This is a genomic window from Rhodococcus phenolicus, assembly GCF_001646785.1.
GTDB classification, from domain to species: Bacteria; Actinomycetota; Actinomycetes; order Mycobacteriales; family Mycobacteriaceae; genus Rhodococcus; species Rhodococcus phenolicus.
The window spans coordinates 16,207-32,123 of sequence record NZ_LRRH01000122.1; the positions used below are offsets into that span (position 1 = coordinate 16,207).

Consider the following 15,917-nt stretch of genomic DNA (forward strand, 5'->3'; position numbering starts at 1 on the left):
GACAACGTCCTTCCGGAGACGATGTCGGATCTGAATGCGGACCCGGCCGCGCGGGCCGGGCGACGGGGCGGGTCGCCGCGGCGTTCTGCAGCGTGCGGCGAGCCGGATGTGCAGTGCGGGATCGGGTCACGCAAATCGACGTGACGGCCGGCGTGCGGGCGCGATCCAATGCGCATCGGGTGCGTTCGCCGCGGGCTCGGGCGGCGAATGTGCTGTACGTCACAAATCGTACTCCAGGGTCTGTGGGGCATCGGCGAGTTGGCGGAAATCGAACATTGACAGAATACTGTCGAATTGACAGGATACTTACGTAATTGATTCCGACTCCCGGGAGGCTCCCATGAAGACCGCACTCGACACCGTCTACGTCGCCACCTACGACACGCTCGCCGACTGGGAGACCGGACATGCCACCGCCTACCTGGCCCGTGCCGGCTACCCGATCCGTACCGTCGCGCCGAGCCGGGAGGCGGTCACGACCCTGGCCGGGATCCGCGTCGTTCCGGATCTGGTCCTCGACGAGGTCACGGTCGACGGCGCCGCGTTGCTGATCCTGCCCGGCGCCGATCTGTGGGACACCGGCGACGAACTCGCGCCGTACGCGCGTCTCGCCCGCGCCTTCCTCGACGCCGGCGTGCCCGTCGCCGGGATCTGCGGCGCGACCGCCGGACTCGCTCGCGAGGGACTTCTCGACGACCGCGACCACACCAGCAATGTGTCCTTCTATCTCGAGGCCACCGGCTATGCGGGCGCGGGACGTTACGTCGAGACCGACGCCGTCACCGACGGTGACCTCGTCACCGCCGGCGGGACGGAACCCGTGGCCTTCGCTCGCGAGATCTTCGCCCGGCTCGGTGTGTACGAGGGGGAGGTGCTCGACGCGTGGTACCGGCTGTTCCACGACTCCGATGCCTCCGCCTTCCCGATCCTCGACGCGGCGGAGCGGGCGGCGGCGGGCGGCGAACGGTGAGCCGCGAGGAGCAGGACCTGCTCAGCCGCGCCGCGCTCGGCGTGTTCCGTCTCAACGGCCAATTCCTCGCCGCGGCCGAAGGGCTCGCGAATCCGGCCGGTTTGACCGCTGCTCGTTGGCAGGTACTCGGCGCGGTCCTGCGTGAGCCGCTGCCGGTCGCCGGGATCGCCCGCGCGATGGGCATCACCCGGCAGTCGGTGCAACGAATCGCGGACCTGCTCGTCGAGCAGAGGCTCGCGGACTACCTCCCGAACCCGGCGCACCGCCGCGCCAAGCTCGTCGTCCCGACCGCGGCGGGCCGCGCGGCGGTCGAGCGTATCGGTCCTGCACACGCCGAACTCGCGGCACGGCTCACCGGCGTGCTGGGTTTCGAGGGCTTCGCCGAGACGGTCCGGGTGCTCGAACGGCTGTCGGCGGCCCTCGACGAACCGGAGGTCGCCGGGTGACGCCTGAGCATCGTGACCAACGGGAATGTGTGGTCCACGTCACGTTGAATCGAAATGCTCAGTTGTTTCGCACGCCGTTGACGTAATGAATCAGCAGTAGCGATCATTGCTGCACCGAATGATGTGACCAGCGCGACACTGCACGACGATGTCGCACAAGGAACGGTGGTGAGCGATGACCGAGATCGCGGTCCGCGAAAGCGACAGCCTGCCCTATGATCCCAACGACCGATACCGCTCCGGCTCCGGGACGGTCCTGCTCACCGGTGTGCAGGCCATCGTCCGGCAACTCGTGGAACAGCACGTGCGGGACATCCGTGACGGTCGCCGGGTGGCGACCTTCGTCTCCGGATATCCGGGAAGCCCGCTCGGCGGCCTCGACAAGCTGCTTCACGGAATGCCGAAGGTGCTCGCCGAACACGACATCACGTTCACGCCGGGATTCAACGAGGAACTCGCCGCGACGTCCGTGTGGGGCAGTCAGGGGCAGCTCGGTGCGGGCACGCCGACCCACGACGGGGTCGTCGGCGTCTGGTACGGCAAGGGCCCCGGCCTCGATCGCGCCACCGATGCGCTGAGGCACGCCAACATGTACGGCGTCTCACCCTCCGGCGGAGTGCTGCTGATGGTCGGCGACGACCCCGCGTCCAAGTCGTCGACCGTGCCCGCCGTCAGCGAGCGATCACTGGCCGCGCTCGGTATCCCGGTGTTGTTCCCGCGCAATGCCGCCGAGATCGTCACGATGGGCATGCACGGTGTTGCGCTCTCCCGCGCCTCGGGTTGTGTCGTGGCCCTCAAGATCGTCGCGGACGTCGCGGACGGCGCCTGGTCCGTCGAGGGATCGGTCGCGGACACCCGGATCACCGTGCCCGACATCGATTGGGACGGTAAGCCGTTCGTCTACAAGCAACGACCCATGGCCGCACCCGTCGACAGCGTCGTCGCCGAAGCCGACCTGTACGGTCCCCGGTGGGCGATGGTCCAGGCATACGGCAGGGCCAACGGCCTCGACACCATCGAGGTGAACCCCGCGACGGCGCGGATCGGGCTGATCGCGACCGGCACCACATTCGATGCGCTGCGCCAGGCCCTGCTCGACCTGTCGGTCACCGACGCCGAGCTGCACCGAGCCGGCATCCGGCTGATGCGCATCGGCATGCCGTACCCCCTCGGGCCCGATCTCGTCCGCGAGTTCGCCGACGGGCTCGAGCGCATCGTCGTCGTCGAGGACAAGACCGCGTTCGTCGAAACCCAGATCCGCGAGATCCTCTACGGAACCGCCGCGCCGCCGGTCGTTCTCGGTAAGAAGGACGCCGACGGCCGGCTCCTCGTTCCCGTCGACGGGGAACTGACCGCCGGCCGGATCCGCGGCCCGCTGCGCCGTGTGCTGACGGGGCACGTTGCCCTCGGCCCCGCGCCGCTGCCGCAGCTTCCGCTCGAGGTGCTCTCGGCCACCCGCAGTCCCTACTTCTGCAGCGGCTGCCCGCACAACCGCTCCACCGCGCTGCCGGAAGGATCCATCGGCGGCGGCGGGATCGGCTGCCACGCCCTCGTCACGATGTCCGGCCGTGCCGACAGCGCTGTCACGGGACTCACCCAGATGGGCGGCGAGGGCACCCAGTGGATCGGCCAGGCCCCGTTCACCGACATCGACCACATGTTCCAGAACCTCGGAGACGGGACGTACTTCCACTCCGGCCAGCTCGCCGTCCAGGCGTGCGTGGCGGCCGGGGTGAACATCACCTTCAAGCTGCTCCACAACGACGTCGTCGCGATGACGGGCGCGCAGGACGCCGAAGGCGCACTGACGATCCCGGCGCTCACCCACAAGCTCACCACCGAAGGTGTCCGCCGCATCATCATCTGCTCCGACGAACCGAAACGGCACCGCAAGCGAACCCTCGCCCGGGGTGTCACGGTCTGGCACCGCGACCGCCTCGACGAGGCGCAACGCGTGCTGCGGGAGGTTCCGGGCGTCACCGTGCTCATCTACGACCAGCACTGTGCCGCCGACGCGCGGCGACAGCGCAAGCGCGGCACCCTTCCGGCCCGCACGACCCGTGTCGTGATCAACGAGGCGGTGTGCGAGGGTTGCGGTGATTGCGGCGTCAAGAGCAACTGCCTGTCGGTGCAGCCCGTCGACACCGAGTTCGGTTCCAAGACCCGCATCGACCAGACCTCCTGCAACACCGACTACTCGTGCCTCGACGGCGACTGTCCCTCGTTCGTCACCGTCGAGACCGACCCCACCCGCACACGCGAGCGCCGCGCCGCACCCCGGCCGCCCGCCGTGCCCGACGTCGAGATCACGGTTGCCGGCACCCGCAACGTGTTCCTCGCCGGAATCGGCGGCACCGGCATCGTCACCGTCAACCAGGTCCTCGCGACCGCGGCGATGCGCGCCGGCTTCGACGTCGAAGCCCTCGACCAGATCGGGATGAGCCAGAAGGCCGGGCCCGTGGTCTCGCACCTGCGGTTCGCCGCCGACGGGCTCGAACCGGGCAATCGCGTCGCTACCGGGGGAGCCTCGTGCCTGCTCGCCCTCGACCTCCTCACCGCATCCGACGCGAAGAACCTGGCCTATGCCGACGCGGCCACGACTGTCGCGGTCGCGTCGACGAGCCGGACCCCCACCGGCGACATGGTGTACGACCGGTCGATCCGCCACCCCGACGAGGCGCAACTGCTGTCGCGGCTGGAGGCGGCCACCGCCCGGCTCGCCGCGTTCGACGCCCTCGCCGCAGCGCAGGAACTGTTCGGCGACACTGCTGCCGCGAACTTCCTCGTGGTGGGTGCCGCCCACCAGCTCGGCGGCCTGCCCATCCCGGCCGGCGCCATCGAGGAGGCCATCGAACTCAACGGTGTCGCGGTCGCGGCGAACATCGCGGCGTTCCGGTGGGGGCGCGCCGCGGTCGCCGACCCCGACGCGTTCACCGCCGCGACCGAGCCTGCGCGGCCGTCGCGTGCCGTGACCTCCGTTCCGGAGGAGCTGCTCGCCGGTACCGCGTTCGACGGCGAGGTGCTGCGTCTGGTCCGGATCCGCGCGGCCGCGCTGATCGACTACCAGGGACCGCGCCTGGCCGTCCGGTACATCGATCACGTGCGCACGGTGTGGGAAGCCGAACGTCGCGTCACCGACCGCACCGACTTCACCGAGGCCGTCGCCCGCGGACTGTTCAAGTTCACCGCCTACAAGGACGAGTACGAGGTCGCGCGGATGCTCGTTGATCCCGCCTTCCTCGACGAGGTGAACGCGCAGGTGCCCGGGGGAGCGGACCTGACCTACCGGCTGCACCCACCGGTGCTGCGGGCACTGGGCCGCCGGAAGAAGGTCGGGTTCGGTCCGAGAACACATGTGGCGCTGCGTCTTCTGTCCAAGGGCAAGCGGCTGCGCGGAACCCGGCTCGACCCGTTCGGTTACGCACACGTGCGCAGGGTCGAGCGTGAGCTGCTCGCGCAGTACACCGACACCGTCCTCGGTCTCGCCGCCGAACTGAACGAGAACTCCTACGACCGGGCGGTCCGCGCCGCCGAGCTCGCCGACACGGTCCGCGGCTACGAGGACGTCAAGTTGCGGTCGATCGACCGCTACCGCGAACGACTCGCCGAACTCGGCATCGACGCCGCGCCGACGGCCACCGGCACCCCCCGGTTCTCCACCACCCGAAAGGAATCCGCAGCGTGAGTACCTCCACCGTCATCCGCCCCGTCGAGGACACCACCTCCGGCGTCTTCGGCCGATCCCGACGGTTGTCGGATCGCCCGCACGAACAGGTCGTGTTCTGCGAGGACGCCGCGACCGGGCTCCGCGCGATCATCGCGATCCACTCGACCGCACTCGGACCCGCCCTCGGCGGAACCCGCTTCTACCCGTACGCGGACGAACGGCAGGCGCTCGACGACGTACTGCGGCTGTCGCGCGGGATGACCTACAAGGCCGCGGTGTCCGGGGTTCACCTCGGTGGCGGCAAGGCCGTGATCATCGGTGACCCGGCGGTCGACAAGACCGACGCGCTGCTCGCCGCGTACGGCCGGTTCGTCGACTCGCTCGGCGGCCGTTACATCACCGCCGCCGACGTGGGCACCCACGCCGCGGACCTCGACGTCGTCGGCCGGCACACCGGGCACGCGGTCGGGCGGACCGTCGCCTCCGGCGGGTCCGGGGACAGTTCTCCGCTCACCGCGCTCGGCGTCTTCCAGGCGATGCGGGCCGCTGCAGAGAACATCTGGGGCACACCGCAACTGGAAGGACGAGTGGTCGGTGTCGAAGGTCTCGGAAAGGTCGGGTACGCGCTCGTCGGTCTACTCGCCGCGGACGGCGCACGTGTCGTGGTCTCGGACGTGGATCCCGCCGCGGTCGGACGCGTCGCGTCGGACTTCCCGGACGTGCGGGTCGCCGGCAACGTCGCCGAGACATCGCTGGACGTGTACGCACCGTGCGCGCTGGGCGGCACTCTCTCCCCGGCCACCGCCCGGTCGCTGGATGCGCGGCTGGTGTGCGGGGCGGCCAACAACCAGTTGACGGTCCCCGAGGTCGAAACCACGCTCGGGGAGCGGGGCATCACCTGGGTGCCCGACTACGTGGCCAACGCCGGCGGGCTGATCCAGGTGGCGGGCGAGGTCGACGGATTCGATCCGGCGGTCGTGCGCTCCGATGTCGAGTCGATCTTCGAGCGCACAGCCGAAATCTTCGAGATGGCACGGATTCTGGGCACCGGACTCGGTGCCGCGGCCGACCGGATCGCAGAGCAGCGCATCGACGCGGCCTGACGGAAGCGGCACCCACAGCGGGGGAGCAGGGGACGAGCAGGAGAGACGCCACGGCGTCTCTCCTGCTCCGCTGTGCGGGTCGGCGTGGCTCAGGGAAGATCGGCGACCGGTGTCGAACGGCCGTGCCCGGCGCCCCGGGTCAGCTGATCGAGCAGTGGTTGCGTCCGGTACGCCACCGGCGTCGTCAGCGCCAGGGTCGTGGTGGTGTGCGCGACGCCTTCGATCGAGTGGATCCGCTCGAGCACCTGCAGGAGATTCTCCTGCGACTGCGCTGCCATCCGGATCAACAGGTCCTCGCGGCCGGTCGTCGCGTGCACCTCGAGGACCTCGGGAAATCGTTCGAGTTCGGCGATCACGTGCCCCATCCGCGCCTGAACGAGTTCTGCTCCGATGAACGCCTGCAACGGGAGACCCAGCTTGGGCAGGTCGACGACCGGACGATAACCCGTCACCGCTCCCGACTCCTCCAGCTTCCGGATCCGCGACTGGACGGTGTTTCGTGCGACGCCGAGTTTCGCGGACAGATCGACGATCCCGGCGCGCGGGTTGTGGGTGAGCTCGGCGAGCAGGGCCGCGTCGAGGCGGTCGAGACTGAGCACGCTGACATCCTTTCGACTGTGATGCGGGTCACTGATTGAGCATAGTGCATAGCTGTTGCGACAGATGTTGACATCGAACTTGCCGGTGCCATGATTACCTCATTGAAATGCTCACGAAAACTCCTTGACGCACCGCGTTGCGCCGCCCGTGAGCATTACGTCCCCCGGCTACCCACGAGGTCCGGTGGGCACACAACCCACACCGAGGAGCACACCATGCCCGGAGTCGGCATCTGGCGCACCAAATCCGTCGAGCAGTCGATCGCGGACACCGACGATCCCTGTTCCAAGCTCAAGCGGGAACTCACCGCGAAAGACCTCACCGTGTTCGGTGTCGCCGTCGTGGTCGGCGCCGGCATCTTCACTCTCACCGCCCGCACCGCCGGAAACGTCGCCGGACCGTCGATCTCGCTGGCCTTCGTCCTTGCCGCGATCACCTGCGGTCTCGCCGCTCTCTGCTACGCCGAATTCGCCTCGACGGTTCCCGTCGCCGGCAGCGCCTACACCTTCTCGTACGCGACGTTCGGGGAGTTCGTCGCCTGGATCATCGGCTGGGACCTGATCCTCGAATTCGCACTCGCTTCAGCGGTCGTCGCGAAGGGATGGTCGTTGTACCTGGGCGGGATGCTCGGAGGGCAGGCCACCGCGCACCTCGGGCCACTCGACTTCGACTGGGGCGCGCTGCTCATCGTCGGCGCGATCACCGTGGTCCTCGCGATCGGAACGAAGGTGTCCTCACGCGTGTCCGCCGTCGTCACTGCCGTCAAGGTCGCGGTCGTGCTGCTGGTGATCGTCGTCGGCATCTTCTACATCGACAAGAGCAACTACACGCCGTACATCCCACCGGCCGAGGAGGCGCAGACCACCGCGACCGGTGTGCACCAGTCACTGTTCTCGGCACTCACCGGAGCCGGCGGCAGCACCTACGGGTGGTACGGCCTGCTCGCCGCCGCGAGCCTGGTGTTCTTCGCGTTCATCGGATTCGACGTCGTCGCCACCACCGCCGAGGAAACGAAGAACCCCCAGAAGGCGCTGCCGCGCGGCATCCTCGGTTCGCTCGCCATCGTCACCGTCCTCTACGTCGGCGTCACGCTGGTGCTCACCGGCATGGTGAAGTACACCGATCTGCGGACCGGTAGTGCGCTCGTCGGCGACGGCAGCGCAACCCTGGCCACGGCCTTCGAGGCGCACGGCATCACGTGGGCCGAAATGGCCATCAACATCGGAGGTCTCGCTGGTCTCACCACAGTCGTGATGGTGATGATGCTCGGCCAGACCCGCGTGTTGTTCGCGATGTCCCGCGACGGGCTGATGCCGAAGAAGCTCGCCACTACCGGCCGCAAGGGCACGCCGGTGCGCATCACCCTCCTGGTCGGCGGCATCGTCGCGGTCCTCGCGGCCGTGTTCCCGATGGGGGTGCTCGAGGAGATGGTGAACATCGGCACGCTGTTCGCGTTCGTGCTTGTGTGCATCGGCGTCATGGTGCTGCGGCGGATCCGGCCGGACCTGCCCCGCGGCTTCCGTGTCCCGCTCGTGCCGCTCGTGCCGATCCTCGCGGTGCTCGCGTGCGGCTGGCTGATGCTCAATCTCTCCGTCGAGACGTGGATCCGGTTCGTTGCCTGGATGGCTCTCGGTGTCTTGGTCTACTTCGCGTACGGTCGCCGGAAATCTGTTCTCGGACAACGATTGCGGGCGGCAGAGACTCAGGTGGAACGCGCGTCCGCCCCGGAACCCGAACTCGTGTAGAAGCCTCGCGCGCAGAAACGGTCCGCCCACCCCGGCACCCGGGGTGGGGCGGACCGCCTGCTTCCATGGGTCTTCTCGTGAATGATGACCTTCGAGCCGCATACCGACCGGAGGAGATCATCGTGGAGACATCTGTGTTCCGCCCGGCATTCTGCGCCGCCGTCGTCGCCGGATCGTTTCTGCTACCGGTGGTCGCCGCCGCGGAAACCGTTCCGTTCCAGATCGATCCGGCACCGTACGGGAACCCGACCGGCAGTTTCGACGCACCCTCGGTGCGGTGCGTGGCGGTGGTCGGCGCAGAGCCCGGCACGGTGACGATCACCGGTGGCAAGGAAGATCACTGGGGATGCCTGCTCTCGGCGGACGTGCGCTGGCTGAACCTGTCGACCGGAGCATCGGGCACCGCCCGGCTGTCGGATGGTCTGAACGGAATCCCGGCCGGCACGCTCGTGCCGACCGGGGCCGGGCAGGTCGTGGTGGCCCTCACTTCCTCCGCCGGAGGAGTGGTGACGCCGGGGTTCGCGACGTTCCACGTTCCGTGAGCGTCGGTCGACCGGCGTCACCGGCTGTCGTCACCGCTGGTCGTCACGGGGAGGGACGGTCGACGTCGCCGCGCCAACCACCGGTCTCCGTGCCACGCTCCTCGATGAAGTGCTTGAACTCCTTCATGTCGTCCTTCACTCGGTGCGAGAGGATGCCCAGCTTGTCGGCGACGTTCTCGACGAACCCTTCCGGATCGATGTCCATCTGGGCGGTGACCCGGGTGTGCGTGTCGTCGAGGCGGTGGAAGGTGATCACTCCCGCGTGGTCGGGCCCCGCGTCGGAGTGCCACGCAATGCGCTCGTCCGGATGCTGCTCGGTGATGGTGGCGTCGAACTCACGGGTCTTACCGGCGATATCGAGAACCCAGTGGGTGTGGGTGTCGTCGAGCTGACGGATCTCTTTCACACCGTGCATGAAGCGCGGGAACGTCTCGAACTGTGTCCACTGGTCGTAGGCGACCCGGACAGGAACATCGACATCTACTGCTTCGGTGATTGTGCTCATGACAGTCGCGTACCCGAGAGCCTCGGCGGTAAACGCGAGGAATGCACAAACGAATCGGCCCGCCCGCCCCGAAGGGCGAGCGGACCGTTCATCGAACTACCCGTGTTCCACGCGACTCAGCAGTCGAAGTACAGCTGGAACTCGTAGGGGTGCGGGCGCAGGTTGACCGGAGCGATCTCCTGCTCGCGCTTGAGCGAGATCCAGGTCTCGATCAGGTCGGTGGTGAACACGCCACCCTCGGTGAGGTACTCGTGGTCGGCCTCGAGGCGGTCGATGACCGCGTTCAGCGACGTCGGAGCCTGCGGGATGTTCTTGGCCTCCTCCGGCGGAAGCTCGTAGAGGTCCTTGTCGACCGGGGCCATCGGCTCGATCTTGTTCTTGATCCCGTCCAGGCCGGCCATCATCTGCGCGGCGAAGTTCAGGTACGGGTTACCGGAGGAGTCCGGCGCACGGAACTCGAGGCGCTTGGCCTTCGGGTTGTTGCCGGTGATCGGGATGCGGACCGCGGCGGAGCGGTTGCGCTGGCTGTACACCAGGTTGATGGGGGCCTCGTAGCCCGGCACCAGACGGTGGTAGGAGTTGATCGTCGGGTTCGTGAACGCGAGCAGCGACGGTGCGTGGTGCAGGATGCCGCCGATGTACCAGCGCGCCAGATCCGACAGGCCCGCGTAGCCGGCCTCGTCGTGGAACAGCGGCTTGCCGTCCTTCCACAGCGACTGGTGCACGTGCATACCCGAGCCGTTGTCGCCGAACAGCGGCTTCGGCATGAAGGTGGCGGTCTTGCCGTTCTTCCATGCGGTGTTCTTGACGATGTACTTGAACAGCTGCAGGTCGTCGGCTGCGGCGAGCAGCGTGTTGAACTTGTAGTTGATCTCGGCCTGGCCGCCGGTGCCCACCTCGTGGTGGCCGCGCTCGAGCTCGAAGCCGGCGAGCTGCAGGTTGGTGGAGATCTCGTCACGCAGGTCGACGTAGTGGTCATACGGGGCGACCGGGAAGTAGCCACCCTTGGCGCGGACCTTGTAGCCGCGGTTCGGGGTGCCGTCGGCGTTGTACTCGTTGCCGGTGTTCCAGCCGCCGGAGATCGAGTCGACCTCGTAGAACGCACCGTTCATCTTCGAGTCGTAGGAGACCGAATCGAAGATGTAGAACTCGGCCTCGGCACCGAAGAACGCGGTGTCGGCGATGCCGGTGGACTTCAGGTACTCCTCGGCCTTGCGGGCGACGTTGCGCGGGTCGCGCGAGTAGGACTCGCGGGTGAAGGGGTCGTGGACGAAGAAGCTGACGTTCAGGGTCTTGGCGGCGCGGAAGGGGTCGATACGCGCGGTGGTGACGTCGGGGAGGAGCAGCATGTCCGACTCGTGGATGGACTGGAAACCACGAACGGAGGAACCGTCGAAGGCCAGGCCGTCCTCGAAGACATCCTCGTTGAACGCCTTCGCGGGGATCGAGAAGTGCTGCTCGATGCCGGGCAGGTCGGTGAAGCGGATATCGACGTACTCGACCTTTTCGTCCGCGATGTACTTGATGACCTCTTCGGCCGTGGTGAACGCCACGCTTGTGCTCCTTCAGTCGGTGCGCGCCAGTGTGATGGGCGCCTGCGTCGAAAGCAGACGGTATGGACTCGGTGTTGCCCGCCCATCAATCCCATGTTTCGCCAGTGTTACACCTCGCGTCGTCCTGCGGTGAGGACGCGGTATGTGGTAGAAGTCACCGGCGTCGCACGGGGCTCGCCTAATAGTGCGACACACAGCCTATCCTGGTCCCATGGCACGGATGACGGGCAGTTGGCTTTCCGGTCCCTCGGCGGCACTGCCGAAGGACCAGCAGCGCGAGCAGGACTACGCCGGGCAGATGCTCGGCCTGCCGCAGCACGGTCCCGGATCTCTCGCGACCACCGGCAAGCGCGTGCTGGCTCTGCTGATCGACTGGTTCACCGCGATGGGAGTCGCGACGCTCCTCGTCGGTGACAGGCCGTTCGACAGCCCGAACCTGTCCGCCTACACCCTGATCGTCTGGTTCGTCGTCGGCGTGGTGTGCGTGACGCTGTTCTCGTTCACCCCCGGTCAGTACATCGCCGGCCTGCAGGTCGCGCGGGTCGACGCGCCGGTGCGAGTCGGCATCGTCCGTGCACTGTCGCGTCAGTTGCTGCTCGTGTTCATCGCACCGGCCCTGGTGACGGACGTCGACAACCGAGGTCTCCAGGACCGCGCCACCCAGACCGCGCTCGTACGCAGCCGCTAGGGCTGTTGCGGATCGTCGCCGTCGTTCGCGCAGCTCGGTTTCGCGGCGAGTGCGGTGGTGCCCCGGCGCCGCCGACACCCATCCCGATGCGAACGCATGTCCGAACAACGGCGCCAAGTCCGGCAAGACCTGTGGTCCTGTGCAGCGGCAGGGGCCGCCCCCGATCACGGAGGCGGCCCCTGTCCCTGTACATCAGCGGCGTCGGATCGTGCGCTGCACGCTGCGCATCTTCGCGCCCTGCGGCAGCGGACCCTTCGGCATCGTCGCGCCGGTCTTCTTGGTGCTCAGCGCCGACAGGCGGCCCTCGATGGCGTCCATGCGCTTGGTGTCGATGTTGCGGGGGAGCTTCGACAGGTGCTTCTGCAGCTGCGACAGCCGCACCTGACCCTCTTCGTTTCCGACCACGATCTCGTAGATCGGGGTATCGCCGACCAAACGGGACACGCGCTTCTTCTCCTGCGCGATGAGGCCCTTCACCCGGCCCGGCGAGCCCTCGCCGACGAGGATGACCCCGGGGCGGCCGATCACGCGGTGCACGGCGTCGAGCTGTGTGGTGCCGGCGACGGCCTGGGTCACGCGCCACGCACCCTGAAGGTTGTCGAGCGCCCACGCAGCCGCACCGGCCTGGCCGTCGGCCTTCGCGTAGACGGTCTTCTGCACGCGGCGGCCGAAGACGATGAACGCCAGCAGCGCACCGATGATGATGCCGATCGGCAGGAAGAACCACTGCAGCCCGAAGATCAGGCCGATCAGGAAGAACACGACGATCGACGCGACGAGCACACCGATCATCCACGGCAGCAGAAGCTTGTCTTCCTTGCGCTGGATCTGGAACGCCTGCCAGAGCTGTGTGCGCCGCTCCTTCGATGCCTGCTTGCGCGCGGCCTTCGCCGCGGCTTTCGCTTCCTTGGTGGGTTTGCTGCCGTTCGCCATGCTTATCAGGATACGTTCCCCGTGGTGGCGCCTTCGCCACCACGGGTCCCGGTTGCAGCTACTGCCCGAAGCGGGCGAGGACGGAGCTCGCCTCCTGCGAGGCGGTGCCCTCCTCGGCCAGATGTGCCTGGCCCGCGGGCAACTCACGTCCGTGATGGGCCATCGCCTGCGCGTACAGGCGTCCCGCCCGGTACGACGACCGCACCAGCGGCCCGGCCATCACACCTGCGAAGCCGATCTCCTCGGCGGTCTTCGAGTGCGCCACGAACTCCTCGGGCTTGACCCACCGCTCCACCGGATGGTGCCGCGGGGACGGACGCAGGTACTGGGTGATGGTGACGATGTCGCAGCCGGCGTTGTGCAGGTCGTGCAGCGCCTCGGTGACCTCCTCGGGAGTCTCACCCATGCCGAGGATCAGGTTGGACTTGGTGACCAGACCGAATTCGCGTGCCGCGGTGAGCACGTCCAGCGACCGCTGGTAGCGGAACGCCGGGCGGATGCGCTTGAAGATCCGCGGGACGGTCTCGACATTGTGGGCGAGCACCTCGGGACGGGACTCGAACACTTCCTGCAGAAGTTCGGGTTTGCCGTTGAAGTCGGGGACGAGGTTCTCGACGCCCGTGCCAGGGTTCAGCTCGTGGATCTTGCGGACGGTCTCCGCGTAGAGCCAGGCGCCGCCGTCGGGCAGGTCGTCGCGGGCGACACCGGTGATCGTCGAATAGCGCAGGCCCATGGCCTGGACGGACTCGGCGACGCGGCGCGGTTCGTCGCGGTCGAGGGCGGCGGGCTTGCCGGTGTCGATCTGGCAGAAGTCGCAGCGCCGGGTGCACTGTTCGCCGCCGATGAGGAAGGTCGCTTCGCGGTCCTCCCAGCATTCGTAGATGTTGGGGCAGCCGGCTTCCTCACAGACCGTGTGCAGACCTTCGCTGCGCACCAGGCCTTTGAGCTCGGTGTATTCCGGGCCCATCTTCGCCCGGGTCTTGATCCAGTTCGGTTTGCGTTCGATCGGCGTCTGCGCGTTTCGGGTCTCGATCCGCAGCAGTTTGCGTCCTTCTGGGGCCACAGTCACGGATTCGATCGTACGCCCGCGGGTAGGTCCGGCCCCGGCCGGGGAGCGCCCGGCCGGACCACCCGGCGGCGCGCCCGTCAGAAACGCAGGGTGGTGAATTCGGGGCTCTGCGAGGAGGGCTCGGACGCGGCGACGGCCTGCTCGAACGTGACCCGTTCGATGTCGTGGTCGGTGACCGGAAGGCTCCCGTCGAGCGCGTCGACGACCGCGGTCGTCACGGCGTCCATCACCTCCGTGACGGTCACGTCGCGGCCGAGTTCGCCGGTCAGCGAGGCGACACCGGCGTCGCGGATGCCGCAGGGAACGATCGAGTCGAACGCGTCGAGTGCCGAATCGCAGTTGAGGGCGAAACCGTGCATCGCGACGCCGCGCTGCACGCGGATCCCGATCGCGGCGATCTTGCGTTCGGGCAGCCACCGCCCGTCGCGCAGTTCGGCGGGCAGCCACACGCCGGAACGGCCCTCGACGCGCCCGCACCGCAGGCCCATGTCGGTGCAGACCGTGATCAGGGCCTGCTCGATACGTCGGACGTAGTTCACGACGTCGATCGGTTCGGCGAGCCGCACGATCGGATACCCGACGAGCTGTCCCGGTCCGTGCCAGGTGATCTTGCCGCCGCGATCGACGTCGATCACCGGAGTGCCGTCGGTGGGACGGTCGCCGTCCTCGGTGCGCCGGCCCGCGGTGTACACGGGGGGATGCTCGAGCAGCAGGAGCGTGTCGGCACCGATACCGTCGGCGCGCTCGGCGGCCAGTTCGCGTTGACGCTCCCACGCTTCGAGGTAGCCGATCAGGCCGAGGCGGGCGACGACGACGGGATTCGAATCGAGACGGGCGGACGCTGTGGTGCTGCTCATGTCTGTCGACCCTACGCCGTCGGGGGACCGGTCTGAAGGGGAGGTGTTCCGCCGGCGGAAGCAGTTGCCGGAGACCGTGATTGCTCCGGAACACGTGAACCGGGGGCGACGCCGTACGGCATCGCCCCCGGTTCACGAGGCAGTGGTCACCCGCCGGAACGGGTCACCGGATCACAGACCGAGATCGGCCTCGAACGCGCCTTCCTCGAGCCGGTGCTTGACCGTGGTGAGGAAGCGGCCGGCGTCGGCTCCGTCGATGAGCCGGTGATCGTAGGTCATCGGCAGGTAGCACATCGACCGGACGCCGATCGATTCGTTGCCCGCCTCGTCCTTGACGACGACCGGACGCTTGACGATCGCGCCGGTGCCGAGCATGGCGGCCTGCGGCGGAACCAGGATCGGGGTGTCGAACAGCGCACCCTGGCTGCCGATGTTGGTGATCGTGAACGTGCCACCGGCAAGCTCGTCCGGCTTGAGCCCACCGTTGCGGGCACGGTCGGCGATGTCGGCGATCGCCCGCGCGAGGCCACCGAGCGTCAGGTCGCCGGCGTTGTGGATCACCGGGGAGAGCAGGCCCTGCTCGGTGTCCACCGCGATGCCGAGGTGCTCGGCAGCGTGGTAGGTGATCTCCTTCTTGCCCTCGTCGTACGACGCGTTGATGTTCGGGTGCACCCGCAACGCCTCGACCACGGCCTTCGCGAAGAACGGCAGGTACGTGAGGTTGACGCCCTCCCGCTCGGCGAACGACTTCTTCGCCTGGGCACGCAGCTGCGAGATCTTGGTGACGTCGACCTCGAAGGTCTGCGTGAGCTGAGCGGTGCTCTGCAGCGATTCGCGGGTCTTGACCGCCGTGATCTGGCGGATCCGGTTGACGCGCTGAGTGGTGCCGCGCAGCTGGGCGAGCTCGGGACGCACACCCGGGGCGTTGGCCGGGGCCGTCGGTGCCGCGGTGGCCGGGGCCGCAGCGGCGGGAGCCTTCGAGGCCTCGGCCGCGGCGAGCACGTCCTGCTTGCGGATACGTCCGCCCACACCGGTGCCCTTGACGGTCGACAGGTCGACACCGTTCTCGGCGGCGAGCTTGCGGACCAGCGGGGTCACGTACGGGGTCGCATCACCCGACGGCGCGGGCGCGGCCGGTGCTGCGGGAGCCGCTGCGGGCTTCGGCGCGGGTGCCGGTGCCGGCTTCGGTGCGGCCGGAGCCGGAGCCGGAGCGGCTGCAGCGGGGGCCGGGGCCGGAGT

At 68.2% G+C, this 15,917-nt stretch carries 14 protein-coding genes; 7 read left to right on the forward strand and 7 right to left on the reverse strand.

From position 1 onward, the window contains the following. The first annotated feature begins 340 nt into the window (after window positions 1-340). The 4 genes from A8G15_RS26165 (at window position 341) to A8G15_RS26180 (ending at window position 6,186) form a co-directional block, all read left to right on the forward strand. Window positions 341-970 (forward strand): DJ-1/PfpI family protein, encoded by a 630-nt coding sequence (locus A8G15_RS26165; RefSeq protein WP_068165961.1) that lies wholly within the window; start codon window positions 341-343, stop codon window positions 968-970. Then, window positions 967-1,416 carry a MarR family winged helix-turn-helix transcriptional regulator gene (locus tag A8G15_RS26170; protein ID WP_068165962.1) on the forward strand — a complete coding sequence of 150 codons (450 nt, stop codon included), beginning with the start codon at window positions 967-969 and terminating at the stop codon, window positions 1,414-1,416. Before A8G15_RS26165 ends, A8G15_RS26170 begins: the two co-directional genes overlap by 4 nt. A gap of 175 nt (window positions 1,417-1,591) precedes the next feature. Continuing rightward, window positions 1,592-5,101: an indolepyruvate ferredoxin oxidoreductase family protein gene (locus A8G15_RS26175; RefSeq protein WP_068165963.1), complete on the forward strand. Its 3,510-nt coding sequence runs from the start codon at window positions 1,592-1,594 to the stop codon at window positions 5,099-5,101. Next, window positions 5,098-6,186, forward strand: a complete 1,089-nt coding sequence (locus A8G15_RS26180) for a Glu/Leu/Phe/Val family dehydrogenase (protein WP_068165964.1) — start codon at window positions 5,098-5,100, stop codon at window positions 6,184-6,186. Before A8G15_RS26175 ends, A8G15_RS26180 begins: the two co-directional genes overlap by 4 nt. An 89-nt stretch (window positions 6,187-6,275) precedes the next feature. Here the strand turns inward: A8G15_RS26180 and A8G15_RS26185 are convergent, their stop codons facing one another. Beyond that, complete coding sequence (locus A8G15_RS26185) at window positions 6,276-6,785, reverse strand: Lrp/AsnC family transcriptional regulator (protein ID WP_068165965.1); 510 nt, start codon at window positions 6,783-6,785, stop codon at window positions 6,276-6,278. Window positions 6,786-7,001: 216 nt separating this feature from the next. On the opposite strand from A8G15_RS26185, the gene A8G15_RS26190 reads away from it, so the two are divergent. Together A8G15_RS26190 and A8G15_RS26195 are read left to right on the forward strand one after the other, a co-directional pair. Next, on the forward strand, window positions 7,002-8,531 hold the full coding sequence (locus A8G15_RS26190; protein ID WP_068165966.1) for an amino acid permease: 1,530 nt from the start codon (window positions 7,002-7,004) through the stop codon (window positions 8,529-8,531). A gap of 122 nt (window positions 8,532-8,653) precedes the next feature. Further along, a complete protein-coding gene (locus tag A8G15_RS26195; RefSeq protein ID WP_068165967.1) occupies window positions 8,654-9,073 on the forward strand; it encodes a hypothetical protein in 420 nt (139 codons plus the stop codon). Window positions 9,074-9,116: 43 nt separating this feature from the next. Here A8G15_RS26195 and A8G15_RS26200 read toward each other — a convergent pair whose 3' ends face one another. Then, complete coding sequence (locus A8G15_RS26200) at window positions 9,117-9,578, reverse strand: SRPBCC family protein (protein WP_068165968.1); 462 nt, start codon at window positions 9,576-9,578, stop codon at window positions 9,117-9,119. A gap of 116 nt (window positions 9,579-9,694) precedes the next feature. Next, window positions 9,695-11,131, reverse strand: a complete 1,437-nt coding sequence (glnA, locus tag A8G15_RS26205; protein WP_068165969.1) for a type I glutamate--ammonia ligase — start codon at window positions 11,129-11,131, stop codon at window positions 9,695-9,697. A 211-nt stretch (window positions 11,132-11,342) separates the two neighbouring features. Here glnA and A8G15_RS26210 point away from each other — a divergent pair, with 211 nt between their 5' ends. Next, entirely contained in the window at window positions 11,343-11,819 is a 477-nt protein-coding gene (locus tag A8G15_RS26210; protein ID WP_068165970.1) for an RDD family protein, read from the forward strand. A 192-nt stretch (window positions 11,820-12,011) separates the two neighbouring features. Here the strand turns inward: A8G15_RS26210 and A8G15_RS26215 are convergent, their stop codons facing one another. From A8G15_RS26215 to sucB, 4 genes are all read right to left on the reverse strand, one after another. Continuing rightward, window positions 12,012-12,752 (reverse strand): DUF4191 domain-containing protein, encoded by a 741-nt coding sequence (locus A8G15_RS26215; protein WP_068165971.1) that lies wholly within the window; start codon window positions 12,750-12,752, stop codon window positions 12,012-12,014. 58 nt (window positions 12,753-12,810) lie between these two features. Further along, complete coding sequence (lipA, locus tag A8G15_RS26220) at window positions 12,811-13,821, reverse strand: lipoyl synthase (RefSeq protein ID WP_068165972.1); 1,011 nt, start codon at window positions 13,819-13,821, stop codon at window positions 12,811-12,813. A gap of 77 nt (window positions 13,822-13,898) precedes the next feature. Further along, complete coding sequence (gene lipB / locus A8G15_RS26225) at window positions 13,899-14,678, reverse strand: lipoyl(octanoyl) transferase LipB (RefSeq protein ID WP_068165973.1); 780 nt, start codon at window positions 14,676-14,678, stop codon at window positions 13,899-13,901. Between the two features lie 171 nt (window positions 14,679-14,849). Continuing rightward, the coding region (sucB, locus tag A8G15_RS26230) for a 2-oxoglutarate dehydrogenase, E2 component, dihydrolipoamide succinyltransferase (protein ID WP_068165976.1) at window positions 14,850-15,917 on the reverse strand (1,068 nt) is incomplete at its 5' end.

Excerpts from the sequence above, each read along its gene's own strand:
- A8G15_RS26190 (WP_068165966.1), top strand. The coding sequence starts at position 7,002 with ATGCCCGGAGTCGGCATCTGGCGCACCAAATCCGTCGAGCAGTCGATC.
- A8G15_RS26210 (WP_068165970.1), top strand. The coding sequence starts at position 11,343 with ATGGCACGGATGACGGGCAGTTGGCTTTCCGGTCCCTCGGCGGCACTG.
- A8G15_RS26200 (WP_068165968.1), bottom strand. The coding sequence starts at position 9,578 with ATGAGCACAATCACCGAAGCAGTAGATGTCGATGTTCCTGTCCGGGTC.
- lipB (WP_068165973.1), bottom strand. The coding sequence starts at position 14,678 with ATGAGCAGCACCACAGCGTCCGCCCGTCTCGATTCGAATCCCGTCGTC.
- A8G15_RS26175 (WP_068165963.1), top strand. The coding sequence starts at position 1,592 with ATGACCGAGATCGCGGTCCGCGAAAGCGACAGCCTGCCCTATGATCCC.
- A8G15_RS26215 (WP_068165971.1), bottom strand. The coding sequence starts at position 12,752 with ATGGCGAACGGCAGCAAACCCACCAAGGAAGCGAAAGCCGCGGCGAAG.
- A8G15_RS26165 (WP_068165961.1), top strand. The coding sequence starts at position 341 with ATGAAGACCGCACTCGACACCGTCTACGTCGCCACCTACGACACGCTC.